At 68.2% G+C, this 26681-nt stretch carries 24 protein-coding genes; 9 read left to right on the forward strand and 15 right to left on the reverse strand.

The window, feature by feature from the left end; translation table 11 throughout:
• Nucleotides 1-21 precede the first annotated feature (21 nt).
• Entirely contained in the window at nt 22-1941 is a 1920-nt protein-coding gene (locus N2K95_RS13620; RefSeq protein WP_260651967.1) for an FAD-dependent oxidoreductase, read from the reverse strand.
• A gap of 158 nt (nt 1942-2099) precedes the next feature.
• The gene (trhO, locus tag N2K95_RS13625) at nt 2100-2993 is read right to left on the reverse strand and encodes an oxygen-dependent tRNA uridine(34) hydroxylase TrhO (RefSeq protein ID WP_255790783.1); all 894 of its coding nucleotides are present in this window, start codon (nt 2991-2993) and stop codon (nt 2100-2102) included.
• Between the two features lie 83 nt (nt 2994-3076).
• Between trhO and N2K95_RS13630 the strand changes: the two genes are divergently transcribed.
• Nucleotides 3077-3730 (forward strand): GNAT family N-acetyltransferase, encoded by a 654-nt coding sequence (locus N2K95_RS13630; protein ID WP_260651968.1) that lies wholly within the window; start codon nt 3077-3079, stop codon nt 3728-3730.
• 69 nt (nt 3731-3799) lie between these two features.
• Entirely contained in the window at nt 3800-6142 is a 2343-nt protein-coding gene (locus N2K95_RS13635) for a DEAD/DEAH box helicase (RefSeq protein ID WP_260651969.1), read from the forward strand.
• Here N2K95_RS13635 and N2K95_RS13640 read toward each other — a convergent pair.
• The 7 genes from N2K95_RS13640 to ssd form a co-directional block, all read right to left on the reverse strand.
• Nucleotides 6139-6624: an Rv3654c family TadE-like protein gene (locus N2K95_RS13640; RefSeq protein ID WP_260651970.1), complete on the reverse strand. Its 486-nt coding sequence runs from the start codon at nt 6622-6624 to the stop codon at nt 6139-6141. The genes N2K95_RS13635 and N2K95_RS13640 overlap by 4 nt on opposite strands.
• Complete coding sequence (locus N2K95_RS13645) at nt 6602-7039, reverse strand: TadE family type IV pilus minor pilin (protein WP_260651971.1); 438 nt, start codon at nt 7037-7039, stop codon at nt 6602-6604. The genes N2K95_RS13640 and N2K95_RS13645 overlap by 23 nt, the downstream gene beginning before the upstream one ends.
• Before the next feature lie 10 nt (nt 7040-7049).
• Complete coding sequence (locus tag N2K95_RS16300) at nt 7050-7502, reverse strand: DUF4244 domain-containing protein (RefSeq protein WP_313771097.1); 453 nt, start codon at nt 7500-7502, stop codon at nt 7050-7052.
• A gap of 196 nt (nt 7503-7698) precedes the next feature.
• The gene (locus N2K95_RS13655) at nt 7699-8319 is read right to left on the reverse strand and encodes a type II secretion system F family protein (protein WP_260651972.1); all 621 of its coding nucleotides are present in this window, start codon (nt 8317-8319) and stop codon (nt 7699-7701) included.
• Nucleotides 8316-9128, reverse strand: a complete 813-nt coding sequence (locus N2K95_RS13660) for a type II secretion system F family protein (protein WP_260651973.1) — start codon at nt 9126-9128, stop codon at nt 8316-8318. The genes N2K95_RS13655 and N2K95_RS13660 overlap by 4 nt, the downstream gene beginning before the upstream one ends.
• A 7-nt stretch (nt 9129-9135) precedes the next feature.
• Entirely contained in the window at nt 9136-10368 is a 1233-nt protein-coding gene (locus tag N2K95_RS13665; RefSeq protein ID WP_260651974.1) for a TadA family conjugal transfer-associated ATPase, read from the reverse strand.
• A gap of 2 nt (nt 10369-10370) precedes the next feature.
• Nucleotides 10371-11540, reverse strand: a complete 1170-nt coding sequence (ssd, locus tag N2K95_RS13670; RefSeq protein ID WP_260651975.1) for a septum site-determining protein Ssd — start codon at nt 11538-11540, stop codon at nt 10371-10373.
• Nucleotides 11541-11767: 227 nt separating this feature from the next.
• Here ssd and N2K95_RS13675 point away from each other — a divergent pair, with 227 nt between their 5' ends.
• A complete protein-coding gene (locus N2K95_RS13675) occupies nt 11768-14209 on the forward strand; it encodes an alpha/beta fold hydrolase (protein ID WP_260651976.1) in 2442 nt (813 codons plus the stop codon).
• Here N2K95_RS13675 and N2K95_RS13680 read toward each other — a convergent pair.
• Nucleotides 14206-14472, reverse strand: coding sequence for a hypothetical protein (locus N2K95_RS13680; protein ID WP_260651977.1), 267 nt, complete (start codon nt 14470-14472; stop codon nt 14206-14208). The two genes, N2K95_RS13675 and N2K95_RS13680, sit on opposite strands and share 4 nt — an antisense overlap.
• A 127-nt stretch (nt 14473-14599) precedes the next feature.
• Between N2K95_RS13680 and N2K95_RS13685 the strand changes: the two genes are divergently transcribed.
• Nucleotides 14600-16303 (forward strand): bifunctional 3'-5' exonuclease/DNA polymerase, encoded by a 1704-nt coding sequence (locus tag N2K95_RS13685; protein WP_260651978.1) that lies wholly within the window; start codon nt 14600-14602, stop codon nt 16301-16303.
• A gap of 7 nt (nt 16304-16310) precedes the next feature.
• Here N2K95_RS13685 and N2K95_RS13690 read toward each other — a convergent pair whose 3' ends face one another.
• From N2K95_RS13690 to N2K95_RS13700, 3 genes are all read right to left on the reverse strand, one after another.
• The gene (locus N2K95_RS13690) at nt 16311-16988 is read right to left on the reverse strand and encodes an NUDIX hydrolase (RefSeq protein WP_407080087.1); all 678 of its coding nucleotides are present in this window, start codon (nt 16986-16988) and stop codon (nt 16311-16313) included.
• The gene (gene nth, locus N2K95_RS13695; RefSeq protein ID WP_260653820.1) at nt 16985-17713 is read right to left on the reverse strand and encodes an endonuclease III; all 729 of its coding nucleotides are present in this window, start codon (nt 17711-17713) and stop codon (nt 16985-16987) included. Before nth ends, N2K95_RS13690 begins: the two co-directional genes overlap by 4 nt.
• Before the next feature lie 125 nt (nt 17714-17838).
• The gene (locus N2K95_RS13700; RefSeq protein WP_260651979.1) at nt 17839-19092 is read right to left on the reverse strand and encodes a hypothetical protein; all 1254 of its coding nucleotides are present in this window, start codon (nt 19090-19092) and stop codon (nt 17839-17841) included.
• Nucleotides 19093-19394: 302 nt separating this feature from the next.
• Here N2K95_RS13700 and acs point away from each other — a divergent pair, with 302 nt between their 5' ends.
• Complete coding sequence (acs, locus tag N2K95_RS13705) at nt 19395-21383, forward strand: acetate--CoA ligase (protein WP_260651980.1); 1989 nt, start codon at nt 19395-19397, stop codon at nt 21381-21383.
• A gap of 103 nt (nt 21384-21486) precedes the next feature.
• Here acs and N2K95_RS13710 read toward each other — a convergent pair whose 3' ends face one another.
• Entirely contained in the window at nt 21487-21906 is a 420-nt protein-coding gene (locus tag N2K95_RS13710; protein ID WP_260651981.1) for an organic hydroperoxide resistance protein, read from the reverse strand.
• A 95-nt stretch (nt 21907-22001) separates the two neighbouring features.
• Here N2K95_RS13710 and N2K95_RS13715 point away from each other — a divergent pair, with 95 nt between their 5' ends.
• The 4 genes from N2K95_RS13715 to N2K95_RS13730 all read left to right on the forward strand — a co-directional run bounded on the left by N2K95_RS13715 (nt 22002) and on the right by N2K95_RS13730 (nt 25455).
• Nucleotides 22002-22574: a TetR/AcrR family transcriptional regulator gene (locus N2K95_RS13715; protein WP_260651982.1), complete on the forward strand. Its 573-nt coding sequence runs from the start codon at nt 22002-22004 to the stop codon at nt 22572-22574.
• 79 nt (nt 22575-22653) lie between these two features.
• Nucleotides 22654-23991, forward strand: a complete 1338-nt coding sequence (locus N2K95_RS13720) for an MFS transporter (protein ID WP_260651983.1) — start codon at nt 22654-22656, stop codon at nt 23989-23991.
• 19 nt (nt 23992-24010) lie between these two features.
• Nucleotides 24011-24472: a type II 3-dehydroquinate dehydratase gene (gene aroQ / locus N2K95_RS13725; protein ID WP_260651984.1), complete on the forward strand. Its 462-nt coding sequence runs from the start codon at nt 24011-24013 to the stop codon at nt 24470-24472.
• A 2-nt stretch (nt 24473-24474) separates the two neighbouring features.
• Nucleotides 24475-25455 (forward strand): DUF2332 domain-containing protein, encoded by a 981-nt coding sequence (locus tag N2K95_RS13730; protein ID WP_260651985.1) that lies wholly within the window; start codon nt 24475-24477, stop codon nt 25453-25455.
• Between the two features lie 9 nt (nt 25456-25464).
• On the opposite strand, the gene N2K95_RS13735 is transcribed toward N2K95_RS13730, so the two are convergent.
• The gene (locus N2K95_RS13735) at nt 25465-26646 is read right to left on the reverse strand and encodes a MarP family serine protease (protein WP_260651986.1); all 1182 of its coding nucleotides are present in this window, start codon (nt 26644-26646) and stop codon (nt 25465-25467) included.
• Nucleotides 26647-26681 lie beyond the last annotated feature (35 nt).

A 26681-nucleotide genomic window follows, 5' to 3' on the forward strand; every position in this document is an offset into this window, starting at 1 on the left:
CCACCTGCCGGTTGCGCTTACCTACCGGACCGTTTCCTGCGCCGTCGTGTCGGCGGCCGCAGCGCCTGCCGGCACGGGGACCGGTTCGGCCGCTGCTGCTTCCGCTGACTGCGCGGAGGCCGGGTCGGCTGCCACTGCCGCCACTGCCGGCGCGGAGGCGCGGTCCGCCGAAGCCTGCCCGTAAGCAGCGGCGTGCCGGGCCGCGCGGTAACCGAAGACGACGGCAGGCGCGATGGTTGCCCCCGCTCCGGGATACGTGCGGCCCATCACGGAGGCGGTGGTGTTTCCGGCTGCATACAGGCCGGGGATGATGCTGCCGTCCTCGCGGAGCACGCGTGCATCGGCGTCCGTGACCAGCCCGCCCTTGGTACCCAGATCTCCCGGGTACAGGCGGACGGCAGAGAACGGACCCTTTTCCAGCGGTCCGAGGTTCGGGTTGGGCTTGACCCGCGGGTCGCTGTAGTAGTTGTCGTAGACGGTGTTGCCGCGGTGGAAGTCTTCATCGATTCCGGTCTTCGCAAAGCCGTTGAACCGTTCCACGGTGGCCTCCAGGGCGCCCGGCGGAAGACCCATCTTCTCAGCCAGGCCCGTCACCGTGTCGTCCCGGAGCAGCAGTCCCTGCCGCGTCCAGTCCTTACGCCCGATCAACAGGGCGTTGAACAGGTAGCGGCGGGCGTGCCGGGCTTCGAACACCAGCCAGGCGGGATCCCCCGGCACTTTTTTGTTGTTCTCGAGCATGTGGTGGCCGAAATCCACGTAGGATTCGGACTCGTTCAGGAACCGCCTGCCCGCAGCGTCCACCACCATGGAAAACGGCATGGACCGCTCCGCAAGCGTGAACGTGACCTTCCCCTTCGGCCCGACGGCCGTCGGTCCCCACCACGCGTCATCCATGAGCGCCAGCGCGCCTCCGCGGGCGGCCACAATGTCGATGGCCTGGCCGAGGTCACCTTCCGGCGCCGAGGAATACTCCTGCTCCAGGCCTTGGTACTTTTCCCGCCATGCCGCGTTCCGCGCGAAACCGCCGGCGCCCAGCACCACGCCGCGCCTTGCCCGAATCCGGATGTCCCGGCCCTGCCGGCGGACCACGGCGCCCAGCACCGCGCCGTCGTCGTCCTCGACCAGGTCCGTGAGCGGCGTCGACAGCCAGACCGGCGTCTGCTGGTTACGCACGATGTACATCAGCGACGACGAGAGCGCCCCGCCGAGCCCGTATAGCCGCTTGCCCCGGAGCAGTCCCCCGAGGGTGCGGAAAACGAAGCGCGCACCGCGGATGAAACCGCTGGGCGTGGACCAGGCCCGGGACAGCTCCCAGACGTCATCAGTGGCCAGCGGCGCGGGGATGCCCGACGCCTTTGCGCGGGAGTGCTTGAACCAGGGGCCCAGGAGCTTGGTGTCGAAGGGCTTCACTTCCAGCGAGCGTCCGACCATGCCGCCGGGGCGGTCCGGGTAGTAGTCCGGGTAGTCCTTGGAGCGCATCCACTGCACCCCGAGGCCGCCCAGGAACGTCACGACTTCGGGCACGGTGCGCAGGAACGCGAGCTTGCGTTCACGCGAGGAGACGGGGCCGACGTCGGCAATCACCTCCTCCATGTAGGTGAGCGCGTTTTGCTGGCTGTCCTGCACCCCTGCCGCTTTCATCAGGGGGTTGTTGGGCATCCAGAGGCCGCCGCCGGAAATGGAGGTGGTGCCGCCCCAGAGCTTGGTGCTTTCCACCACCAGGACATCGAGCCCCTCGTCCGCTGCGGTGATGGCCGCGGTCAGTGCGGCCGCCCCCGACCCCACGACCAGGACGTCGACTATCCGGTCCCATTCGGGAGCCGGCGCGTCGGCCGCCGCGGAGCCGGTTCCGCGCTCCCGTCCTGCGTGTTCGTTCCGTGCCTGGCCGTGTGTCTCGTTTGTTTCCGCTGCGGCTGCCGCCGCCGTTCCGTCAGTTTCCATGCTCCCCCGCCTCTGGGCCGTGCCCGAGCGCTGGATGCCCGGCAGCCGGGGTCCTCGTCGGGCCTGTCCGGGCAGCTCGCCCGTGCGGGGGATGCTAACAATGGCTGGCGGGGAAGTATAGAGGTAGTTAGCCGTCGGCTAAGTATCCTGCGGGGCGGTCAGTCGTCGCAGCCGCCGGGGCAGCGGAGCGTTGCGGGGTCCGAGGCACAGTCCGCGCAGTACAGGGTCAGCTTCCGGCAGGACGGGTTGGAGCAGTTCTCGAACTTGCTCGTGGGTGCCTGGCAGCGCACGCATTCGCCGATGGTCACGGCGTCGTCCGTGAACTCGGTATGCATCCGCTTGTCGAAGACGTACAGCGAACCCTCCCAAAGGCCCTTGTCCCCGTAGGTTTCCCCGTAGCGGACAATGCCGCCCTTCATCTGGTAGACCTCGGAGAACCCGCGGTTCACCATGAGGCTGGAGAGCACCTCGCAGCGGATCCCGCCGGTGCAGTAGGTGACTACGGGCTTGTCCTTGAGGTCGTCATACTTGCCGGATTCCAGTTCGGCGATGAAGTCATGCGTGGTCGAGACGTCGGGCACCACGGCGCCCTTGAACTTGCCGATCTGCGCTTCGAAGGCGTTGCGCCCGTCGAAAAAGACCACTTCCTCGCCGGCCTTTTCCTTCTCCTCGACCAGCTGGTGGAGTTCCTCCGGGCGCAGGTGCGTGCCGCCGCCAACCACACCGTTTTCGTCCACCTTCAGCTCGCCGGGTGCGCCGAAGCTCACGATCTCGTCGCGGACTTTCACGCTCAGGCGCGGGAAATCCTCCGCCGAGCCTTCGGAGTATTTGGTGTCCATCTTCTTGAAGGCGGGATATTCCCGGGTCGCCTTGACGTAGGCCTTGACGGCATCCAGTTCCCCCCCGACGGTGCCGTTGATGCCGTCTTTGGAGATCAGGATGCGCCCGCGCAGGCCCAGCTTTTCGCAGAGAGCGCGCTGCCACAGACGGATTGCGTCCGGGTCGGGAAGAGGAGTGAAAGCGTAATACAGTGCAATTCGGTTCAGTGCCACAAGATAAGGGTAGACCGCGGCGGGCACCCGCTTTTCCTCTCCTATGCATACCGTTCGTACCGGACGGCCGCTAATGTGCATCTATGAGAGCGCTGGATGACGACTTGCTTGAGATCTGGGTCTCCGGATGGGCCCAGGCCCGGGGGTACCGGACCCGCCATGAGGGACGTTTCCCGGCAGCACTGCTGCACGACCGGACCAACGACTGGGAGTATTTCGCCCTCGAACCCTCCCATGACGAGTTCGCCGCGCTCGCCTCCTCCGCCCGGCACAGCCCCACCCGGCTGTTCACCATCGTGACCACGCGGGTGAACGAAGTCCACGGGGCGGCGTCGGTGTACGGGATGCAGATCCGTTCGTCCGATGAGGTCCTGATGGTGGCGGATATGGAGGGCCAGGACATCGAGGCCCCCGTGCTGCCGTGGGATCACTTCAGCGTGGAAAGCACGCACGAGAACCAAGTGGGCATCGTGACCGTGTTTGATGCGGATTCGCCGATAGCCTCCGGACGGATGGCCGTGACCGACGGCTACGCGGTGTTCGACCGGATTGTCACCGAGCCCGCCTACCGGCGGCGCGGCCTGGGCAGTTATGTCATGCGGGCACTGACCGCCCTGGCGCTGGAGGACGACGCCGATGCCGGGTTGCTCATCGCCTCGGCGGACGGCCAGGAACTCTACCGCTACCTGGGCTGGGAGTCCCTGGCCGCCGTCGTGATGTTCGAGCCGCGGCTCTGATTTCCGCCGGCAGGTTCCCCCGGCAGTGAACATGCGCTGCCGCGGATTTTCCGGTGGGAGAATGAGCACGTGGCTCTTCATGATTCCCTGATTCCGCTGCTGGGCGGCGGTGCCGAGCCCGAGCAGCTCATGCACGTGCATCAGATTCCTGCGCGCCGGGCGGTCACCGCACCCTGGCCGGAATGGGCGCATCCCGACGTCGTCGCCGCCTACCAGCGCCGCGGCATCCACGAGCCGTGGGCGCACCAGATGGAAGCCGCCGAAGCCGCACACAGCGGGCAGCACACGATCATTGCCACCGGCACTGCCTCCGGAAAATCGCTGGCCTACCAGCTGCCCGTCCTGGACGCGATCCACCGCACCTCCCTCGATGACCGCGCCACGCTGGAGCCGTCCGGCGCCGTCGCCCTGTATCTGGCGCCCACCAAAGCGCTGGCCGCCGACCAGCTTGCCGCGGTGAAGTCGCTGCAGCTTCCTACAGTCCGGGCCGAGACGTACGACGGCGACACGGACACCGGCGCGCGGCGCTGGATCCGGGACCACGCCAATCTCGTGCTCGCCAACCCGGACATGCTGCACTTCGGCGTGCTGCCGAACCATGCCTGGTGGGCCCGGTTCTTCCGGCGCCTGAAATACGTCATCATCGACGAGGCGCACAGCTACCGCGGGGTGTTCGGCTCGAATGTCGCCAACCTGATGCGCCGGCTGCGGCGGATCTGCCGGTACTACGGCGCCGATCCCGTGTTTATCGGTGCCTCGGCCACGTCGTCCGCACCGGAGGACTCCTTCAGCCGGCTGATCGGTGCGCCGGTCACCGCCGTGACCCAGGACCATTCCCCGCACGGATCCACGACGGTGGCCCTGTGGGAGCCGCAGCTGACCGAGCTCAAGGGTGAAAACGGTGCCCGGTCACGGCGCACGGTCGTGGCCGAGACCGCCGATCTGCTGGCCAACCTGGTGGCTGCGCAGGTCCGCACCATCGCCTTCATCAAGTCCCGCCGCGGGGCCGAAACCATTGCCACCATCACCCGCCGGCTGCTGGACGAGGTGCATCCCTCCCTGCCGGACCGGGTGGCGGCCTACCGTTCCGGCTACCTGCCGGAGGAACGGCGGGAGCTGGAGCGGCGGCTGCGCAGCGGCGAGCTGCTGGGTATCGCCAGCACCTCCGCTCTGGAGCTGGGCATCGACATCTCCGGGCTGGACGCGGTGCTGGTTGCCGGCTGGCCGGGGACCCGCGCATCTCTGTTCCAGCAGATCGGCCGGGCCGGACGCTCCGGGCAGGACGCCCTCGCTGCCTTTGTGGCCAGCGACGACCCGCTCGACACCTATCTGGTGCACCATCCCGAAGCCATCTTCGACAGGTCCGTGGAGGCGACGGTCTTTGACCCCTCCAACCCGTATGTGCTGGGCCCGCATCTGTGCGCAGCCGCGGCAGAGCTGCCGCTGACCCCGGACGAGCGGGAATTGTTCGGTCCCACCGCGGGCGGGCTGCTGGAGCAGCTGGTGGATCAGGGCTACCTGCGGCGCCGGCCTTCCGGCTGGTTCTGGACGCATCCGGAAAGCGCCGCGTCCATGGTCAATCTGCGGGCCGCCGGCGGGGGTCCGATCAACATTGTCGAGACCGAGACCGGCACGCTGCTGGGCACCATGGATTCGCCGCAGGCCCAGTACCAGGCGCATACGGGGGCGATCTACGTTCATCAGGGGCAGACCTTCCTGGTGGATGAACTCAACGAGGCCGACCACTGCGCCATGGTCACCCGCACCAACCCGGAGTTCTACACCCAGGCCCGGGACATCACCCAGGTGGAAGTGCTGGAAACGGACCGGACCTCGGAGTGGAACGGCATCCAGGTCTGCTTCGGCACGGTGAAAGTCACCACCCAGGTGGTCTCCTATCAGCGCAAGGCCCTGATCTCGAATGAAATCCTCGGCGAGGAGCCGCTGGAGCTGGAAGCCAAGGAGCTGTTCACCAAGGCCGTCTGGTTCGTCATTGACGAGAAGTTCCTGGTGTCGGCAGGGCTTGCCCCGGCCGACTTCCCCGGTTCCCTGCACGCCGCCGAACATGCCTCCATCGGCATGCTGCCCCTGGTGGCCACCAGCGACCGGTGGGACATCGGCGGCGTCTCCACCGCCCTGCATGCCGACACCGAGAAGCCGACCATCTTCGTCTATGACGGGCACCCCGGCGGCGCCGGTTTCGCTGAGCGCGGCTACGAGGCCGCGCGGATCTGGCTGGCGGCCACCCGTGATGCCATCCGTGCCTGCGAGTGCGACGGCGGCTGCCCCTCCTGTGTGCAGTCCCCCAAGTGCGGCAACAAGAACAATCCGCTGGACAAGAAGGGCGCCGTCACGCTGCTGAACGTGCTGCTGGATCATGCGCCGGACGAGGCCCTGGCCCTGACCTCCTAACCCGGCGGTCCCGCACGTGCACGGGCTGTGGCAGGGACCGGCAGTACAGGCACGTCCACCTCCGTTTCCACGGTGAGGGTGTCGGTTTCCGGGTTCACGGTGCAGGCGCGCAGGAAAGCGTTGTTGCGTGCTGCTACCTCTCCAGCCACACCGCAGGCATCGCCGGAAGCGGCGCCGGGAGGATCCCCCGCCGCCGGCAACTGTAGGCCACGGAGAGTATCCGCCCCGGCGAGCGCCGCCAGGTCCGCGGCGGTGGCGGCCCGGACAGCGGCAACCGATGCCTGCACCATCAGCAGTGCGACCACGGAAAAACCCAGCAGGATCAGGCAGATCCCGATCGCGGCGACCGTCCCTGCACCTCTGTCATTCGGCTCCCGGCCGTTACGGTCCTGAGCCTTCCCGTAGCGGCCGTCCCGGACCCTTGCAGGCCGGCATTCATCGGCGGACCGGACCCCGGTTCTATCCTTCGGGTTGAATCCCATCAGGCAGGCCTCCGTCCCCGGGGAAGGCAACAGCATCGGCGGAAAGTTCCAGCGGCAACAGGGACAGCACAGGAAGCGACAAGACGCTGCGGACCTCGACGGCTGTCCACTGCCCCTCTTCCGAGAGCACCAGCTGCGCCGACGTGCCAGCCAGCCGTTCCACCGCGGCCTCGGCGGCGGCCGGATCCGCCCGCATGATTTCCCGCGCTGCGGCCCGGGCAGCTTCCTCCAGACGCAGCTGCGTGACCCCGGCCGATATGCCGGTGAGTCCGCCCACCAGCACGAGCACGATGGCCGGGAGCGCGACGGCGAACTCCGCTGTGACTGCGCCCCGCTCCCGGCCCCGCTCCCGGCCCCCTTTCCGCACCCGCTTCCACTCCCCCAGCGGAGTGCCGGCGCCGGTTCCCGCTGCCACTGGTCCGCTCTTATCCGAGGGTCAGTGCGGACCGGATCAGGGACACCAGCATCGACCGGACTTCGTCGCTGCCCAGCACTACCGCCAGCAGCCCGGCAAAGGCCACGGCGGCCAGGGTGGCAATGGCATATTCCGCCGTCGCCATCCCCGCTTCCCGGTCCGACCAGGCCGGACCCGCAGGTGCCGGACGGGACGCGGTGTCGCGCAGTTCCGTACCCGAGGCCCCGCGGCTGGAAGAGCCGCAAAGCGGCTTCACCAGGGTCAGGCGCCGGGTCACGGGAACGGCCCGCCCGGACAGACTGTGCACGCCGTGGCTTCCGTCCGTCCACGGGTCGGGGCACAAGGCGCCGTCCGCGGAGCGGCCTGCCGCGGGTTCGGCAGCGCCGGTTGGTTGGACAGCACCCGGGAGAAGGTGCTTGCTTACCGGGGAAAGACGTCCGAAGGACGCGGGGATCAGTGCCATGGTTTCCTCCTGCTGGAAAGTTCTGCGGGACTCGATCCTGCCGCCGACGCTCCCTTGCCGGGTGCTCCGCCCATGCTGCTGCGTACAACCGGAGGACGGCAGTAGCCTGTGGAGGAGTACAGCCTCCCGCCGCGGCAGGGACCGGTGCGGGACAGGGACAGTGCAGGCGGGACCTTTACGGGACGGCAGTAGCCGGTTAGGTCCATCCCGGCAGCAGGGACATCAGCAGCGGCACCACTGTCAGTGCCACGAAGGCGGGCAGCGAACACAGCCCCAGCGGCATCACCAGACGGACCCCGAGCGCCGCTGCGCGCCGCCTGCTCTCCGTCTGCCGGCGTCTCCGAAGGGCATCCGCCTGGGAATGAAGCACCGCAGCCGACGGTGCCCCGGTCACGGCCGTGAATCTCAGGGCAGGGCCGAGTGCTGCGAGTGCCGAGGCCTGTCCGGTCGGCACCCCGCCGGCCCGGGACCCCGGCTCCGTACCTGACCGCTGAGTTCCGGCGGGGGCGGAACCGGCGGACAACTGCCACGCGGCGTCCCAGGGAATTCCGAGGTCCAGTGCCTGCAGCAGCCGGTCGAGGTCAAGGGATGTGGCCCGGTCCACGCCGTCGCGCAGGATGGCCAATGCAGCGGACAGCGGTTGTCCCGCTTCCAGCATGGCTGCGATCAGGTCCAGCATCAGGGCGGGGTCCCCGGTGCTGCTCTCCGTTCGAGATTCGGTGCACCGCCGGAAGTGCTGCTGCCGCGGATGCCCACCGGATCCGGTCAGCAGCAGGGCAGCCGCGGAAAGGAACGCGAACACCAGCAGTCCGCTCATCCGAAGTTGCCCTGCACGGGGGCCTGGGCGTTCCGCACCAGGCGTGCAGACCATAAACGCCCGGCCAGCCAGAAAGCGCTTCCGGCAGCAGCCGCTACCCACCCCAGCGGTGTCGCCGTCAGGATCTGCAGCGGGTTGCCGCCCAGCAGATAGCCCAGGAGTATCCCGCCGCCCGGCAGCCAGGTCAGGAGCCGCATGGTGGCCCGCGGGCCGGCCATGGCCGCCTCCCGGTCCGCGGCGGCGTCACGGGCGGCTTCCAGTTGTCCGGCATACCGGCTAAGCACTGTGGCCAGCGGGGCTCCGCTCCGCTCCGACACACGCAGGCACACAGCCAAGCCGGACCACAGCTGCTGCAGCGCCGGATCCGTTGCCCCGTTACCGCGCTCCGCGGCGGCGAGCACCGGCACCGGGCTGAGGCCCAGGGCCGCCGACGCCGCTGCCGCCTGCAGCACCGGGAAAAAGGGATGAGCTGAGGTTCCCGCGGGACCCGGCGCTTCGTACAGTGTGGCTGCGTCCGCCCAGATCCGGTGGGCCGAGCGTCCCGCCGCCAGCAGCCCGGCCAGTTCCCGCACGAGCAGCGCCGGGGCATCGCCGTCGAGCCTTGGGATCCGGCGCCGGCGGAAAAGCCGGCCTTCGCCTTTGGACGCCGGGGCATCGCCGTCGAGCCCCGGATAACGACGACGGCGGAGAACGCGGACTTCCGCCGTGCGTGCAGACTTGACCGATCCAGCCTGCGGCCGGGGCGGTGGAAACCCGATCATCAGGGCCGCTGCCGTGGCGAGCAGTACCGCGACGGTCAACCCTGTCACGCCGACACTAACTGTCCGCCGGCGCGGATCCGGCACCGCTGTCAGCGGCCGCGCGTGCCTCCAGCCGCCGTTCCAACTCCGTCCATCCACTGCCGCGCCGGTATTCCCCTCCGCTCCGGACCAGGGCCGGAACGGCCGTCAGCTTCCCGTCGGCGATCGTCAGCACCGCAATCTCTGAAATCCTCCGGGTGCCGGCGGACCGGTGCAGATGGACCACCACGTCCAGCGCTGCCGCCGCCTGCAGTGCAACCGCCCCCGGCGCCATACCCGCAAGTGCACCCAGGGCCGCCAACCGGGCCGGCACTCCCGCGGCAGAGTTGGCGTGAATGGTTCCGCCGGCTCCGTCATGGCCGGTGTTCAGCGCTGCCAGCAGTTCCCGGACCTCGGCTCCCCGGCACTCACCCACCACCAGGCGGTCCGGCCGCATGCGCAGGGCCTGACGCACCAGTTCGGCCTGATCCAGCACCCCGCCGCCCTCCACGTTTCCGTGCCGGCTCTGCAGGCCCACCACATGAGGATGGTCCGGCTCCAGTTCCGCTGCGTCCTCCACCAGCACCAGCCGTTCCTGCGGTCCGCTGAGGGAAAGCAGCGTGGCGAGCAGCGTCGTTTTCCCGGTGCCTGTGGCTCCGCTGACCAGAAAGTTCAAGCGCCGGCGGACAATGGCGCGAAGCAAGGCTTCACACTGAAGATCCAGGGTTCCGCCGCGGGTGAGCTCCCCCAAGGTGAAAGACCGGTTCCGGTGAATGCGGACGGACAGGAGTGTGGAGCCGGTGGAAACCGGGCGAAGCACCGCATGCACGCGGTACCCCTGCAGCTGGACATCAACGCAGGGACAGGAATCGTCCAGCCGCCGGCCTCCTGCCGCGACCAGCCGCGTGGCAAGGGCCTGCACCTCCGAGTCCGAGGCAAACCTGATGCCGGTCAGTTCCAGGCCGCGGCCGGCATCGACCCAGACCCGGTCCGGCCCGTTCACCAGGATGTCGCTGACGCCGGGCAGCAATGTCAGCGGCTGCAGCGGCCCCAGGCCCTGCAGCTCGGCGCGCATCCGGTCCACCGCGTGCAGTGTCCCCTCCGAACCGAGGAGGTGCCCGCTGGCCTGCACCGCTGCAGCAAGGCGTGCACCTGTCACCGGTTCAGAGCGTGCCAGCATCCGGTCCCGCACCCGGGCCAGCAGCGGATCCGGTCCAAGCGGCTGACTCCCCCGTGGGCGGTGCGGCCCGCCGGTTCCGGAACCGGACATACTCACGATGCCACCCCGACCGGGGCGGGCAGCACCGTTGCCAGTATCCGCTGCGAGGCGCGCCGAATCCGCGGTCGTCCTGCGCCGGCCAGCACCTGCCCGTACTCCCGGCCTGTACCCCGGTGGAAGGGCAGATAACCGGACAGCGGGGAGCCGAGGGCTTCAGCCACCAGGACTTCGTCCAAGCCGTTCCCGAGCGGGCCGCGGACCACTACGCGGGCAGGTACCGGCCCGAGATGCGGCAGCAACGCCTGGGCACCCAGGACTCCGCTGGTCCGGCCCGGCACCACCATCAGCGCCTGATCGCAGAAACGCAGCGGGGAGGCTGCGCCGATAGCCCGGCCCAGATCAACAATGGTCAGCTGATACGCGCTGCGCGCTGCGTCCAGGACTGCCCCGACCACTGCCTCGTCAGCCGACGGGCTCCCTGTTCCCCTGCCCAGAAGTGAAAAGCCTGCAAGCGCGGGTAACCCGGCCGCCAGCTGCACCGGATTCAGGCTGCCGCTTACCCCCTCCAAGTCCGGCCAGCGGATACCCTCCAGGTCGGCAGCACCCAGTGCCCACTCCAGGCCGGATCCCCAGGCATCGCCCTCCAGCAACAGCACCGAAGAACCGGCCTCTGCGGCATTCGCACTCAGCCAGCAGGCGACGGTGGAGGCACCGGCGCCGCCGCCGCCCAACACCCCCACAACGGTCCCGCCGGAAAAGCTGCGCCGCCTGCCCAGGAAGCCTGCGAGCCAGCCGGCAGCCGCGGGGAGGACCGCAACCCGAGCCGCGGAACTTCCTGCCGCTAAGTCCCAGACGGTGCTGTCCTCCGACAGGCCAACCACAATGGTCTCGGGTTTCCCCGTTCCCGCCGGAATGGGTCGGGCGGCTGCGAGCGCACGCGACGCTCCCCTCTGTTCGGCCAGGAATCGGAGGTGGCCGCTACCCAGCAGCAGCACATCCGGAGCCAAAGCCAGGGCGTCCGGGATGCCCGGAGCCACAGGAATGTCCACGCCGGCAGCTGCAGCGACCCGTGCCACTTCGTCCTGGAGAGCCTGGTCCTCCGCGACGAGCACCGCGAGGACGGCTTCTCCGTCGCCCGTGCCCAACAGCCGACGGCCATGCCGGGTTTCCGGCAACCGGGAAACTGCCCGGCCGGCGCCCGACGCGCTTCGTTCTCTGTCCATGCGCCCTACCGTGGCACCGCGGACAGGACGCGCGGATTCCTCGACCGGACCGTTCGGGAAACTCCCGTCAGCAAGCCGGTTGTGGAGGAGAGGCCGGACTGCATCAGCTACCACCGGAGGAATCCGATAGGGTCGGCGCTAACCGGGAGGAAACAAACGAACCGGCAGAGATCACCAAGCACCGGCAACCCGGCACAGCGGCGTTCCGGTGAAGGGAACAGGGAGTCATGGAAACCGGCGTGGAACATCTGGACGTGCTGATCATCGGAGCCGGCCTGAGCGGAATCGGCGCGGCCTGCCGCCTGCGGCAGGATCATCCCGGCCGTTCCGTGGCCCTGCTGGAATCGCGGAGCCGTTCGGGCGGCACCTGGGATCTGTTCCGGTACCCCGGGATCCGCTCCGACTCGGACCTGTACACCTTCGGCTATGACTTCCGGCCGTGGCGTGAAGAAAAAGCCATTGCCGACGGTCCCGGCATCCTGCAGTACCTGCAGGACACGGCTGCGGAGTACGGAGTGGATTCCCTGATCCGCTACCACCACAGGGTCCTCTCGGCGGACTGGTCCAGCCGGGACTCCCGCTGGAGCGTCTCCGTGGAACGCACCCGGACGCCTGGCCCCGGTCCGGATGGACGACGGCCCGAGCCGGTGGGAACCGGCGAGATCCTGCATCTCACCGCCGGCTGGATCTTCAATGCCGCCGGGTACTACCGCTACGACGAGGGCTATACCCCGGACATCCCCGGTGCGGAGCGCTTCCCCGGGCGGGTTGTCCATCCGCAGCACTGGCCCGAAGACCTGGATGCCGCAGGGAAGCGGATTGCCGTGGTTGGCAGCGGTGCCACCGCGGTGACGCTGGTTCCGGCACTGGCGGAGCTGGGCGCAACGGTGACAATGGTCCAGCGCACCCCCACCTATATCCTTCCCGTCCCGGCGAAGGATCCGCTGGCCCGGCGGCTGCGCGGCGTCGTCGGCCCCGAACGCACCGGACGGATCATGGCCGAGGTCAGCGCCCGCCGGCAGCGGGCCATCTGGGTGTTCTGCCAGCGGTGGCCAGCCCTGGCCCGGAAGCTCATCCGCGGCATCCAGTCCCGCGCGGTACCGGAGGGATTCGATCTGGACGTGCACCTGAATCCGCCGTACCGGCCCTGGGACCAGCGGCTGTGCGCCGTGCCGGACGGCGATTTCTTCAGTGCCCTGCGCAGCGGCAACGCAACCGTGGTCACCGGGCGGACCACCGGATTCACTGAAGACGGCCTCCGCCTGGCGTCAGGCGAGGACGTGGCGGCCGACGTCGTCGTGACCGCCACGGGCTTCACCGTCCAGATCCTGGGCGGCATGGAACTGCGGCTCGACGGCGTTCCGGTGAACCTGGCCGAACACGTCGCCTACCGCGGTGTCATGCTCAGCGGCATCCCCAATATGGCCTTCGCCATCGGCTACACCAACGCTTCCTGGACACTCAAAGTGGGACTGCTGACCCGCTGGTTCTCCCGGCTGCTGACCCGGATGGATGAGCACGGGCACACCGCTGCGGTGCCCGTGGCGCCGGCCGGCATGCCGACGCGGCCCCTGCTGGACTTCGGTGCCGGGTACGTCCAGCGCAGCCTGGATTCCCTGCCCCGCCAGGGGACGCAGGCACCATGGCTGATGACCATGAATTTCCTGGCCGACCGCCGGGACCTGCAGAAGGGTGCGCTGGTGGACGAGCACCTGCACTTCAGCGGCGGCTCCGGCACGGCCGCCGGCCCAAGCGAAGACCAAGTCGAAGACGAAGACCGCTTCGTCACCCTCGAATCCGGGCTGCGGCTGTGTTACCGGGTCGAAGGGCCCGACGACGGCGAGCCGGTGGTCCTTTTGTCCGGCCTCGGCCTGGACCTGGCGTCGTGGCCGGCGGAATTTGTGAACGGACTGGTTTCCGCCGGCTACCGCGTCATCCGGCTAGACAACCGGGATGCGGGACGCTCGGACCGGATGCATACCCCCACTCCCACCCTGCTGCATCAGGCCCTGGGCCGGCCGACGCCCGGCGCCTACCGGATCGAGGACATGGCCGACGACGTCGCGGGGCTGCTGGATCATCTGCAGGTGGGCCGGGCGCATGTGGTGGGGATGTCACTCGGCGGCATGATCGCCCAGTCCGTGGCCGCCCATCATCCGGACCGCGTCCTGACCCTGACCTCCCTTATTTCCACCACCGGAGCCCGGGACGTGGGTGCGGCAGCCTTCTCCACCAAGCGCCGGTTCGCGGCACGGCCCCCGAGAACCCGTGAGGAGTTCATCCGGGCCCGGGTTGCCATGATGCGTCATCTTTCCGGGCGGACCCACCCGGCGGATCCGGTAGCGGAAGCCGAACTGGCCGGCCGGGCCTGGGACCGCGGAGCCTATCCGGACGGCGGGAGGTCCCGGGCCCGGCAGCTCGGTGCCATCAATGCCTCCGCGGACCGCACCGGGGCCCTGGCCGGAATCCGGGTTCCGACCCTCGTGATCCACGGCGACCGGGATCCGATTGTGCATCCCAGCGGCGGCGCGGCGACGGCGGCCGCCGTTCCCGGTTCACGGCTGGTCACGATCCCCGGGATGGGCCACTACTTCTCCCCCGTGGTGGTGCCCGAGCTGCTGAGGCTCGTCACCGGGCATCTGGGTGCCCGCGTGGCGGATTCCGCCTAGCTGCCCATGCCCGGCCGGACCGGAACGAAATCGATCTTGTTGGCGGCGCTGAAAGCCTTTTTCGGCCTGCGGGAGAAACCCTTGGCGTCCAGTCCGTTCTTTTCGCGGAAAACGGCAACGGCGTCGTCATAGGCCTTATTCAGGACGGCGCCGGTGAGCACTTCGCTGCTGCCGTCGGTGAACGTGACGTTGACGGAAAGGGATTCGGGGAGGTGCCGGTCCATGCGAATGAAGCCGTCAGTGTCCTGCGCAAAAGTGATCAAGGGGGTCCGCCTTTAGTAAATGGTGAACCTCCAGTCTTCCCTATCCTTTGGCAGCGGCGGTACAGGGTGCAGCCGGCCGACGGCGGTCCTGGAACGGGATGTCACTGCTCCGGGTGAGAATAGAAGCATGTACATCGTCCTCGCACCCCGCCCCGCAGCACGGGAAGAGGACGACACCTGGACCCTGCAGGAAACCGACGGCGCAGGCGCGCCGTCGGCACCCGCCGTCGTTATTACCCCCGACCGGCTGGCCGCCGCCGTCCGGCACTACGAACACCGGCCCGTCCGCTGGGTCTGGGAATCGGCCCGCGGCGTCTATTCCCGTCTGCTGGCCGCCGGACTCACCGTGGAACGGTGCCACGACCTCGCACTGGTCCGGGGCATCCTCCGGTTCGCCGCGTCCGTGCCTCCGACGCCCTACATCGAAAAGCTGCGCACGGAGGAGCCTGCGGAAGATCCGGCACCCCGGCAGCTGCTGCCGGTCCAGCACTCCCCGGACCAGACCTCCATCTTCGACACCCTCGGCGCTCCGGACGGCCCCGGACCGCAGCAACGCACGGCCGCGGAGCTCGCCGCCGAACTGGCGGACCAGCTGGACGCGATCGCCCGCTCGGAATCCCCGGCGAAACTGAACCTGCTGGCCGCAGCCGAATCCACCGGCGGGATGATCGCCGTGGAAATGGAAAACTCCGGCATCCCCTGGCGCCGGGACATCCACGAGGCACTGCTGCGCAACTCCCTCGGTCCGCGTCCGCCGGAAGGCCAGCGGCCCGAAAAACTGGAACAGCTCGTTGCGGAGATGCGCCGGCTGCTCGGCAACCCCGGCTTCACTCCGGACTCCCCGCAGGAGCTGCTGCGGGCGCTGCACCGCGCCGGCATTGAGGTCCGCAGCACCCGCTCCTGGGAGCTGCAGCAGCATCACCATCCCGTCATCGAGCCGCTGCTGGAATACAAGAAGCTGTCCCGGCTCCTGACCGCCAACGGCTGGGCCTGGCTGGACGCCTGGGTGGACGGCGGCCGCTTCCGTCCCGAGTACGTGGTGGGTGGTGTGGTGTCCGGGCGCTGGGCCTCCCGCGGCGGCGGAGCACTCCAGATTCCCAAAACCGTCCGCGATGCCGTCCGGCCGGATCCCGGACACCGGCTGATCGTGGCCGACGCCGCGCAGCTGGAACCCCGGGTCCTGGCGGCGCTGGGGCAGGACAATGCGCTCGCCGCCGCGGCCCGCGGCAAGGACCTGTACCAGGGCATCGCCGACCGCAGTTTCGACGGCGACCGGGCCAAGGCGAAAATGGCGATGCTCGGCGCCATGTACGGCGCCACCAGCGGGGAATCCGGCCGGCTGATGCCGGTGCTGACCCGCGCCTATCCCCAGGCCATCGGCGTGGTGGAGCGCGGCGCCCGGGCGGGTGAAGCCGGGCAGGTGGTCAGCAGCCACCTGGGCCGCAGCTGCCCGCCCGTCTCGGAACGGTGGAAACGCGCCCAGCAGAGCACCACCGCCGAAGAACAACGCCGCGCGGATTCCCTCGCCCGGTCCCAGGGCCGGTTCACCCGCAACTTCGTGGTCCAGGCGACGGCCGCGGAATGGGCGCTGTGCTGGCTGGCGGAGATCCGACGGCGGCTGCGCGCGGCGTCGTTGTCCTCGCCCGCCGGCGAGCTGGTGTTTTTCCTGCATGACGAGGTCATGCTGCATGTGCCCGCCGACCGCGTCGAGGAGGTCGGGGCGCTGGTGACGGAGGCAGCGTCGGCAGCCACTCGGCTGCTGTTCGGACAGATCCCGCTGGAGTTCCCGGTGGTTGCAGTTGCCGTCGACTCCTACGCGGACGCCAAATAGTGCCCGCTCAGAGCGTGGGCACGATCTCCCGGCTCTGATCCCACGGCTGCGTCCAGCCGAGCTCATCGAGCAGGCCCGCGAGGATGATGCCGGTGAATCCCCACACCAGCACCCCGTTCACCAGGAAGGCAGGGGTCCGGGGCGCACCTTTTCGGCCCGGCAGGACCGCGGTGCGCCGGTTTTCCGGATTGAGCAGGTCCGCGACGGGAACCCGGAATACGGACGCCGATTCCCCGTAGTCCACCACGTCCACGGGGGTGGGTTTGTCCCACCAGCCTAGGACGGGAGTGACCAGGAAGTTGCTGACCGGCAATCCGATCGGCGGCAGGGCACCGAGGACCCGGACGCCGGCCGGGTCCAGCCCGGTTTCCTCCCGGGCCTCCCGCAGGGCAGCATCCACCACCGTGGCATCCCCGGCATCCACCGAGCCGCCGGGGAAGGCTACCTGGCCGGGATGGTCATTGAGGGTCGCCGCCCGTTCGATCAGCAGCACGTCGACGTCGCCCGGCACGGCGTCGGCGGAAAAGTCGGCAGGGCGGGTGTCCAGGACACCGAAGAGAATCAGCACCGCGGCCGGACGCGCCGTGGCCGGATCCACGCTCCGGCGCAGCTGGGCTATGTGGGTGTTGAACGCTGCTGCTCCGGCGCCGGCAGCCAGGGCTTCGAGGTCCGTGAGTGCGCTCACGCTTCGAGCCCGTAGCCGGCGGCCCGCAGCTGGGCACGGGTTTCCGCGGCCATCATCCGGGCGTGGAGTTCCTCGCGCCCGGGAGCGAGTTCGTACTTGAGCAGCTTCCGTGCCTTCTCCGGATCGGTCTCGCCTTCGCCGTAGGAAGGGCAGAGCTGGGCCACGGGGCAGGCGCCGCAGGCAGGCTTTTTGGCGTGGCAGACCCGCCGGCCGTGGAACACCACCCGGTTGGACAGCGGCGTCCAGTCCTTCGGTTCGAAGAGCGCCGCGACGTCCTCCTCCACCTTCACCGGGTCCGTAGCCGTGGTCCAGCCGAACCGGCGGGACAGCCGCCCGAAGTGGGTGTCCACCGTGATGCCGGGAACGCCGAACGCATTGCCGAGCACCACGTTGGCGGTCTTTCGCCCGACGCCCGGGAGGGTGACCAGGTCCTCGAGCCGGTTCGGCACCTCGCCGTCGAACTCGTCGACCAGGCGGGTGGACAGCGCCTTGATGCTGGCCGCTTTGGCCCGGAAGAACCCGGTGGGCCGGATGATTTCCTGCAGTGTCTCTTCGTCCGCCTCGGCCATCGCCTTGGGGTCGGGGTAGCGGGCAAACAGGACGGGTGTCACGGCGTTGACCCGGATGTCGGTGGTCTGCGCGGAAAGGACAGTGGCCACCAGCAGCTCAAACGCGTTGGTGAAGTCCAGCTCTGCAACGGCATAGGGATAAACCTCCCCGAGCATCCGGTTGATGCGCCGTGCCCGCCGTTTCACTGCAAGGAGGGACGGATCGCTGCCGGTTGCCTTTGCCACTGCTGGAAGTCCTTCTACTGACGGTTGGTGCTGCTGATGGCCGCTGGTGAAACGGACTACTGGTCGGCGTCGACGCGCTCGATGTTGCTGAGGTCGCGCAGGACACCGATGCGTCCCGTGCGCTTGTCCTGGACGAGGAATTCGTCGCCGCGGTCCTCGAGTCCCAGCTCCCAGTCACCCGGCTGGAACATAAACAGCGGGAGGCCGGTGCGCTCATCGACAATCTGGCGGGGGGTGCCTACGGCAAACCAGAAGGCCTCCACCACTGCCTCGTCGCGGGTAGCGGTAATCGGTTCCGAGTTGCCGGCCTCCGCTTCGTGGGCGCCTGCTGCGGAAACCGCGTGGCTGCCTGCGTCGCGGACCACCGGATTCACAGTGGTGGCGGCCATGGGCTCTTCAGTCTGCATACCGGCGGCAGGCGTAGCAGTGGGTTGGGCCGAGGTGGCCGGCGACGGCACCGCCGGGGCTACCTGGGTGGCCGGAGCCGACTCGGGCTGGGCCGAGGTGGCCGGGGCTGCCGCGGAGGCGCCGGCAGCGGGGGTTCCGACGACGGCGGTGCCGCCCGGAGCGGACACCTCTGCACCGTCCTGCACAGGTGCGTCATGCACGGTTGTGCCGGCGTCGTTGCTGCGGCGAAGCGGGTTGGTGAAACGGCGGCTGCCACCGGCGTTGTCCGTGTCCGTGTCCGACTTCGGTTCCGGCTTCGGGCGGGCCGGGCGCGGGCGCAGCGGCAGGGCGTTGCGGGCCGTCAGGGCGGCGGGGGCTTCGGGGCGGTTCCGGAATTCCCGGGCAAAGAACGGGAGGTGGGGAGCCAGCGTGGTGGACACCAGCAGGCCCAGGGAACCGATCAGGGCGACCATCGCGCCGACGCTGAAGTCGGTGACGGTCTGGAGGAAGAAGAAGGCCACGGCCAGCACGGCGGTGACGGAAGCGAACTGGTCCAGGGAAAGCGAGCCGATTCGGGGCTTCATCCCCGGGGCAAGGCGGCGGCCGGCAAACAGCCCGGCAACCAGCAGCGGCAGGAGGATCCCGATCCCCACGAAGAACAGCGGGAACGCGTTCCAGAGATTGAAGTCCTCTTCGAAGCCAAGCCCGGTCACGGTGAAGAAGGGCAGGATGCTGCCCACGAGCATCACGAGCACGGAGATTCCCACTACGGTGTCGCGCAGCCCGAAGGGGCCCACGAGGGCCATCTGGTCTCCGGCAGCCGGTGCTGCCTGCACGCCGTTGTCTGCTGCGGAGGGATGTCCGCCGGCTTCCGAAGATCCGGCCACAGTGCGGGCCTCGTTTTCAACAGGGGGGTTGTTCATACTGATCTCCATTCACGACCGCCGTTCCATGACGCAGCTGGTGCGCGCCGGAACCGGAGGCCGCATCTACGGTACGTAGGCGGTTGCTTCCTTCTGACAGCCTAATCAACGACGGCGAGGCACACTAGCGCAGCGGCGGCGCGTCCCGGCGGCGTGACATACCGCTCACCGCATAATCGCACCGTTTTGCAACCGATTATGTGAGCGGGGACACAGCGGCGTAAATCCGGCGATAGGGTGGTTGGCAGCCATGCACGATTCCCCAAGTGATGGATTTTGAAGCGAAGTGAAAGGGTTCAACCATGTCTGATCAGTCCCCTGCAAAGAAGCACGGAGACGCCTTCGAGAACCTGCTGCATGAAAGCCGAAGCTTCCCGCCGAGCGCCGAATTCGCAGCATCAGCGGTGGCCAAGCCGTCGCTGTACGAGGAAGCGGCAGCCGACGGCCCCGAGTTCTGGGCCCGCCAGGCCCGGGACATCCTGACCTGGGACCAGGACTTCACCCAGGCGCTGGACTGGAGTGATGCACCGTTCGCCAAGTGGTTCGTGGGGGGCACCCTGAACGCCGCCTACAACGCCCTGGACCGGCATGTGGAAGAGGGCCGCGGAGACCGCGTGGCGATTTACTTCGAGGGCGAACCCGGGGATACGCGTACCTATACCTATGCGCAGCTGACTGAAGAGGTCAAGAAAGCCGCCAACGCCTTCGAATCCCTGGGCGTCCACAAGGGCGACCGCGTTGCGGTGTACCTGCCGATGATCCCCGAAGCCGTCATCACCATGCTGGCCTGCGCCCGGATCGGCGCCGTGCACTCGGTGGTCTTCGGCGGGTTCTCCGCCGATGCCCTGCGCAGCCGGATCGACGACGCCGAGGCGAAGCTCGTCGTCACGGCGGACGGCTCCTACCGCCGCGGCAAGCCCAGTGCGCTCAAGCCCGCCGTGGATGAAGCCCTCGCCAAGGACGGGCACACCGTCGAAAACGTAGTGGTGGTCCGCCGCAACGGCGAGCCCGTTCAGTGGAACGACGGTCTGGACCGCTGGTGGCACGACGTCGTGGACACGGCAAGCGCCGACCACACGGCTGTGGCCCATGACTCCGAGCACCCGCTGTTCATCCTCTATACCTCCGGCACCACGGGAAAGCCCAAGGGCATCCTGCACACCACCGGCGGCTTCCTCACGCAGACGGCGTTCACGCACCGGAACACCTTCGACCTGCACCCCGAAACAGACGTGTACTGGTGCACCGCCGACATCGGCTGGGTCACGGGCCACAGTTACGTGACGTACGCTCCCCTGGTCAACGGAGCCACCCAGCTGATCTACGAAGGCACTCCGGATACCCCGCACCAGGGCCGCTGGTGGGAGCTGGTGGAGAAATACAAGGTGTCCATCCTCTACACCGCCCCCACCGCCATCCGTACCTGCATGAAGTGGGGCCGGGACATTCCGCAGAAGTTCAACCTCGATTCCATCCGGGTGCTGGGGTCCGTGGGTGAACCCATCAACCCGGAGGCCTGGATGTGGTACCGGCAGGTCATCGGCGGCAACGGCGGCAAGAAGGAAAACCCCGCCCCCATTGTGGACACCTGGTGGCAGACGGAAACCGGCGGTCACATGATCGCACCGATGCCGGGCATTACGGCCACCAAGCCGGGCTCGGCCCAGGTGGCTGTACCGGGCATTTCCGTGGACGTGGTGGATGAGATGGGCGAATCGGTCCCCAACGGCTCCGGCGGCTTCCTGGTGGTCAAGGAACCCTGGCCGTCCATGCTGCGCGGTATCTGGGGAGACCCGGAACGCTTCAAGGAGACCTACTGGTCCCGGTTCGACAACATGTACTTCGCCGGCGACGGCGCCAAGAAGGACGAGGACGGCGACATCTGGCTGCTCGGCCGCGTGGATGACGTTATGAACGTTTCCGGCCACCGGCTGTCCACCACGGAAATCGAATCCGCCCTCGTCAGCCACCCGTCGGTCGCGGAAGCCGCCGTCGTCGGCGCTGCTGACGAGACCACGGGCGAGGCCGTGGTGGCGTTCGTGATCCTGCGCGGCAGCGCGAAGGACGACGACGACATTGTCACCACCCTGCGCAACCACGTCGGCAAGGAGATCGGCCCGATCGCGAAGCCGCGGCACATCCTGGTGGTTCCCGAACTGCCGAAGACCCGCAGCGGCAAAATCATGCGCCGTCTGCTCAAGGACGTGGCCGAGGGCCGCGAGGCCGGCGACTCGAGCACGCTCGCGGACAATACGGTGATGCAGCAGATCGCGGCTTCCCTCAAGAAGTAGGCACCGCGAAGTAGGCACAGCGAAGTAAGTACAGCACCAAACGGCAGCAGGTGCCGCCCCCTTGCCGGGGGCGGCACCTGCTTTCTGCTATTGGAGCTGGACCTTAGGCGACGGTGACGTCCAGGTTGACGTCGATGTTGCCGCGGGTGGCGTTGGAGTAGGGGCAGACCTGGTGGGCGGCCTGGGTCAGCTTGTCCGCAGTGGCTTCATCGACACCGGACATCTCCACGTGCAGTTCAACGCCCAGCTTGAAGCCGTCGCCGTCCTTGAAGATGCTGACGTCGGCAGTTACGGCGGCGTCGGCGATCGGCGCCTTTTCAGCACGGGCAATCATCTTCAGTGCCGAGAGGAAGCAGGCCGCGTAGCCGGCAGCAAACAGCTGCTCGGGGTTGGTGCCTTCGCCGGAGCCGCCCATTTCGGTGGGAGTGGACAGGTTCACCTCGAGCTTGCCGTCACTGGTGCGGGCTTCGCCGTTGCGTCCGTCGCCGGTGGCGGTGGCAGCTGCTGTGTACAAGGCACTCATGGGAACTCCTTTTGTGGGGAAAGTCAGTAGGCTTCAAGGTAGACTAACTAGTACGTCTACTGCAAGTGCGGCAACCATGAAGCGAGGGAACTACGATGGCAGCGAAATTGTCCGGCGTACGGGAACGGATCCTGGCGCAGGCCTCGGGCCTGTTTTACCGGGAGGGCATCCGGGCCGTGAGCGCTGACAAGATCATTGCCGCTGCCGACACCACGAAAGTGACCTTTTACCGCCACTTCCGCTCGAAGGATGACCTGGTGATGGCCTACCTGCAGGAGCAGTCCGCACGGATGCGCGCGTGGGCCGCTGACCTGGACCCTGATCCGTGCACCGGGCTGCTCCGGTTTGCCGAAGCCACGGGTTCCCAGGCATGCGAGGCCGGATTCCGCGGCTGTCCCTTCATCAACGCGGCGGCGGAGTACACGGACCCCGACCATCCCGTCCGCGCCGTGGTCTCCGAGCACCGCGCCTGGCTGCATTCCCTGGTCACCGGACGGCTGCAGCAGCTCGGCGCAGCGGACGCGGGCCGGCTCGCGGACCAGCTGCTGATGCTGCGGGACGGCGCCATGGTGCACGGCCATGTCGGGGACGGCACCGCCGTCGGGCCGGCCCTTGCCGCCGCCGGCAAGGCGCTGGTCCTCCCCCACCTGGCTACGCCGGCGCCCTAGCCGGCCCGATTTCCGGGCGGATGTGACCTTGGACTCATACGTTTGGTGAATGCTCCGGCGGATAGGACAATTCCTTCTCGTGTCTACTTCACCCGCAGCGGCCGCACCAGCCGCATCCCCCACTCCGCAGTCTTCCAAGATGGCCCGCAAGGTCGCGGGCGCCTCCTTTATCGGCACTGCCCTGGAGTCCTACGACTTCTACGTTTTCGGCACCGCTGCTGCCCTGATCCTGAACCGGATCTTCTTTCCCGACGTGGACGCAGCCACCGGCATCCTGCTGTCCTTCCTCACCCTGGGCATGGGCTTCATTGCCCGGCCGCTGGGCGCCATCCTCTTCGGCCACATCGGTGACCGGGTAGGACGCAAAACGTCACTCATCGGAACCATCGTCCTGATGGGCACGGCCACCGGCGCCGTGGGCCTGCTGCCGGATTACAACACCATCGGAATCTGGGCGCCGCTGCTGCTGGTGGTTCTCCGCCTCCTCCAGGGCCTGGCCGTCGGCGGCGAATGGGGCGGCTCCATCCTCATTGCCACCGAACACGCCGCTCCCCGCAAACGGGCACTGTATGCCGCCATCCCGCAGATCGGTTCCCCGGTGGGCACCATCATGGTCACCGGCATCTTCCTGCTGCTGGCCACCGTCTCCGACGACGCCATGGAGGCCGGCGTCTGGCGCATCCCGTTCCTGCTCGCCTTCCCCTTCATGGGCATTGCCCTCTACCTGCGCCTGGCCATCGATGAAACCCCCGTTTTCAAGGACGTGGCGAAGGCACACCAGGTCACCCGGATTCCGCTGGCAGAGGTGCTGCGCCACCAATGGCTGGCCGTCCTGGTGGCGGCAGCGGCAGCGCTGCTGGGCATCGGTTCGTATTTCCTGATGACCACGTACACCCAGGCCTACGGTGTCTCGGAGCTGGGACTGTCCGAGTCCACGGTGCTGAACGCCGCACTGGTCGGCTCGGTGCTGCAGCTGGCAACCATCCCCGCGTTCGGGCTCCTGGCCACCCGGATCGGCTCGGCGCGCATGGTGCTGGCCGGCGCCGTCGCCACGCTGCTCATCTCCTTCCCGCTGTACTTCATCATCAGCAACGCCACCGCACCGGTGTACATCCTGACCATCCTGATCGGCGGCATCGCGCCGACGGCGGCGTGGGCGGCACTGGGCGGCCTGATGGCCGATCTCTTCCCGGCCCGCACCGGATTCACGGCCATGTCCCTGGCGTACAGCTTCGCCGGCATCCTGTCCGGGTTCACTCCCTCCATCACGCAGGGATTCTCCAGCGCCACCGGCGGCGCATGGTGGCACCCCGGCGTCGTGCTGGCCCTGATGTCCCTGATCACCATTGCCGGTGCACTGGCCGCCCGCCGGATGTCCGCGCGCAACACGGAGGCGCAACTGCCGGCCCGGGCCTGAGCTCCGGCATAGTTAAGCCATGACTACAGCCAGCACCCGCAGCCTTCTGGTCCTCAACGGCCCCAACCTCAACCTGCTGGGAACCCGCGAACCGGCGATCTATGGAAGTTCCACCCTGGCCGATGTGGAGGCTGTGGCTATGGCCGCGGCCTCCGCCCACGGCTGGACCGTGGACTGCGTGCAGTCCAACCATGAAGGCGATCTGATCGATGCCATCCACGCGGCGCGCGGCACCGCGGACGGCATCGTCATCAACCCCGGCGCCTACAGCCACACTTCGGTGGCCATCCCGGACGCGCTGTCCGGCGTGGAACTTCCGGTGGTCGAGGTGCATCTGAGTAACATCCACCGGCGGGAGGAGTTCCGCCACCACTCCTTCGTCTCCGCGGTGGCGCAGGCGGTGATCTGCGGGGCCGGAATCAGCGGCTACCGGATGGCCGTGGACTACCTGATTGAGTCTGCTGAACCGTCCGGCAGCTAGCCATGGCGTCCACGGCCCGGCGCTATGAACGGTTCGCAGGGGTTGAGGCCCACGGATCGTCCGATGTGTATGAGCAGTGGAGCCGTGGCATCAGCACGGACGCCGCGGTGCTGGAACTGATCGACGGGCTGCCGGAGAACAAGCGCCAGCCCAACCTGGTGCTGGCGGCGGCACGCAGCTGCGGCGCGGACGCCGGACCCTACTCGCAGTTCCGGTCCTTTCTGCAGGAGCACTGGGAAGACATCCGCCCGGTCATCCTGCACCGCAGCACGCAGACCAACGAGCCCCGCCGCTGCGCCGTGCTCCTGCCGCTGCTGGCGGAAATCGCCCGGACGGAGGAGCGCCCGCTGGCCCTGATCGAAGTCGGAGCCTCAGCGGGGCTGTGCCTGTACCCGGACCGCTACGGCTACCGGTACGACGACGGCGGCCTCCTCAACGATCCAGGCCGCCCGGATCTGGTTTTGGAGTGCGCAACCACCGGCAATCCGCCGCTGCCGCGGTCCTGTCCGGAGATCATCCACCGGGCCGGAGTGGACCTCTCTCCGCTGAACCCTGCCGATCCCGAGGACCTGGCCTGGCTGGATGCCCTGATCTGGCCCGGCATGGAGGACCGCCGGGCCCTGCTGCAGGCAGCGGCGGGTGCCGCCGCGATGTCCCCCGCCCGGATCATCAAAGGCGACCTCAATGCGGAAATCGCCGAACTGATCGAGGCAGCCCCGGCCGAGGCCGCCGTCGTTGTGTTCCACACCGCCGTTCTGGCCTACCTTCCGGCAGCGGACCGGGAAATCTTCCGGGACACCATGCTCAGCAACCTGGACATCCCCGGACGGCCGGTGCACTGGATCTCCAACGAGGGCGGCTCAGTAATTCCGGGGCTGGCGGCGCCGGCAGGGGATGCGGATCCGGGATTGTTCGTCCTGCACCACAACGGCACGGCCGTGGCCCGGACCGGCCCGCACGGGCAGTCCCTGCACTGGCTCTAGCCCGGCGTCCTACTTACTGGTGCACTGCCCGGCTGAGACCGGGTCGGTGTAGCCGGAGGCGGCGTTCACCACGGGCCCTACCTCGGCCAGTGAGAGGGCGTAGCCGATGGGCTGGTCGCTGGTGGTCTTGGCGAAAATGACACCGGCGAGACGTCCGTCCATGTCCAGCAGCGGGCCGCCGGAGTTACCCTGCTGCACGTTTGCAGCCAGGGTATAGACCTCCAGCACCTCGGGCGAGGCTCCGTAAATGTCCCGGACGGCCACGTTGGAAAGGCCCTCGACATTGGCGGCCTGCAGCCGGAACGGGCCGCCGGCCGGATACCCTGCGAAGGCTGCGGTGGTTCCGGCTGCCAGCGGCTCCCCCAGCGGAAGGGGATCGGCGTCGAGCCCTTCAACTGCGAGCACGGCGAGGTCCCGTGACGAATCGAAGTGGACCACCCGACCGGGCAGCACACTGCCGTCCGGCACCTCCACCACGGGTTCATTCACGCCGGCCACCACGTGGGCATTGGTGACCACACGGTCATCTGCCACGACAACGCCCGAACCCGTCTGGTTCTGTCCGCACTGGTAAGCCGTGCCCGTGATCTTGAGTACCGACGCCGATGCGGTCCGCAGCGCCTCGGAGTCCACCTCCGCACTGGGCGGGACGGCGGTCTGCGGCGCGGCGCTGTCCAGGATGGTCGGCAGGCCCTCGGAAACGGTGAAGGAACGGATCTGCGCGCTCCAGGATTTCACCTGCTCGGGAGTGGCTTCATCAATGCTGGTGAGCACCTTGGAGGCGGCGATCTGCTGGGACAGGAACGGTACGCCCAGCGTGGTCACACTGAAGGCCAGCATGGCCATCACCAGGGCCGCCACCACGAGGTTGGCAGCACCGCCGAGCAGTCGGTCCAGGAACCGCAGCGGCGGGAAGTTCAGCCACCGGCGGATCATTCCGCCCAGCGCCGCGCCGGCGGCGTGGCCCACCAGTACGAGGATGACCGCCGTGGCGATCACCACCGTCAGGCGCCACCCGTTGTCCGGCACCCAGCCGGCAACCAGCGGAATTGCGAAAAAGGCGGCCACCGCGCCGGCAACGAAACCGACGATCCCGCCGAGGGTGACCACCAGCCCGTTGCGCAGGCCGGCAACCAGGTAGAAGAGCAGGACAAGGAGCAGGATGATGTCCAGAAGTGTCAATCCGAGCACAAAGAGCTCCAAGCATGTAAATCGGGGCGGCATGG

The organism is Arthrobacter zhaoxinii, assembly GCF_025244925.1.
GTDB lineage: Bacteria > Actinomycetota > Actinomycetes > Actinomycetales > Micrococcaceae > Arthrobacter_B > Arthrobacter_B zhaoxinii.

What these genes read in the sequence shown, in the direction of transcription:
- N2K95_RS16300 (WP_313771097.1), bottom strand. Translation starts at nt 7,502, where the DNA reads ATGGCACTGATCCCCGCGTCCTTCGGACGTCTTTCCCCGGTAAGCAAG.
- N2K95_RS13700 (WP_260651979.1), bottom strand. Translation starts at nt 19,092, where the DNA reads ATGAACAACCCCCCTGTTGAAAACGAGGCCCGCACTGTGGCCGGATCT.
- N2K95_RS13710 (WP_260651981.1), bottom strand. Translation starts at nt 21,906, where the DNA reads ATGAGTGCCTTGTACACAGCAGCTGCCACCGCCACCGGCGACGGACGC.
- nth (WP_260653820.1), bottom strand. Translation starts at nt 17,713, where the DNA reads ATGCTCGGGGAGGTTTATCCCTATGCCGTTGCAGAGCTGGACTTCACC.
- N2K95_RS13715 (WP_260651982.1), top strand. Translation starts at nt 22,002, where the DNA reads ATGGCAGCGAAATTGTCCGGCGTACGGGAACGGATCCTGGCGCAGGCC.
- N2K95_RS13620 (WP_260651967.1), bottom strand. Translation starts at nt 1,941, where the DNA reads ATGGAAACTGACGGAACGGCGGCGGCAGCCGCAGCGGAAACAAACGAG.
- N2K95_RS13675 (WP_260651976.1), top strand. Translation starts at nt 11,768, where the DNA reads ATGGAAACCGGCGTGGAACATCTGGACGTGCTGATCATCGGAGCCGGC.
- acs (WP_260651980.1), top strand. Translation starts at nt 19,395, where the DNA reads ATGTCTGATCAGTCCCCTGCAAAGAAGCACGGAGACGCCTTCGAGAAC.
- N2K95_RS13665 (WP_260651974.1), bottom strand. Translation starts at nt 10,368, where the DNA reads ATGTCCGGTTCCGGAACCGGCGGGCCGCACCGCCCACGGGGGAGTCAG.
- N2K95_RS13640 (WP_260651970.1), bottom strand. Translation starts at nt 6,624, where the DNA reads ATGGGATTCAACCCGAAGGATAGAACCGGGGTCCGGTCCGCCGATGAA.
- N2K95_RS13630 (WP_260651968.1), top strand. Translation starts at nt 3,077, where the DNA reads ATGAGAGCGCTGGATGACGACTTGCTTGAGATCTGGGTCTCCGGATGG.
- N2K95_RS13655 (WP_260651972.1), bottom strand. Translation starts at nt 8,319, where the DNA reads ATGAGCGGACTGCTGGTGTTCGCGTTCCTTTCCGCGGCTGCCCTGCTG.
- N2K95_RS13730 (WP_260651985.1), top strand. Translation starts at nt 24,475, where the DNA reads ATGGCGTCCACGGCCCGGCGCTATGAACGGTTCGCAGGGGTTGAGGCC.
- aroQ (WP_260651984.1), top strand. Translation starts at nt 24,011, where the DNA reads ATGACTACAGCCAGCACCCGCAGCCTTCTGGTCCTCAACGGCCCCAAC.
- ssd (WP_260651975.1), bottom strand. Translation starts at nt 11,540, where the DNA reads ATGGACAGAGAACGAAGCGCGTCGGGCGCCGGCCGGGCAGTTTCCCGG.
- N2K95_RS13685 (WP_260651978.1), top strand. Translation starts at nt 14,600, where the DNA reads ATGTACATCGTCCTCGCACCCCGCCCCGCAGCACGGGAAGAGGACGAC.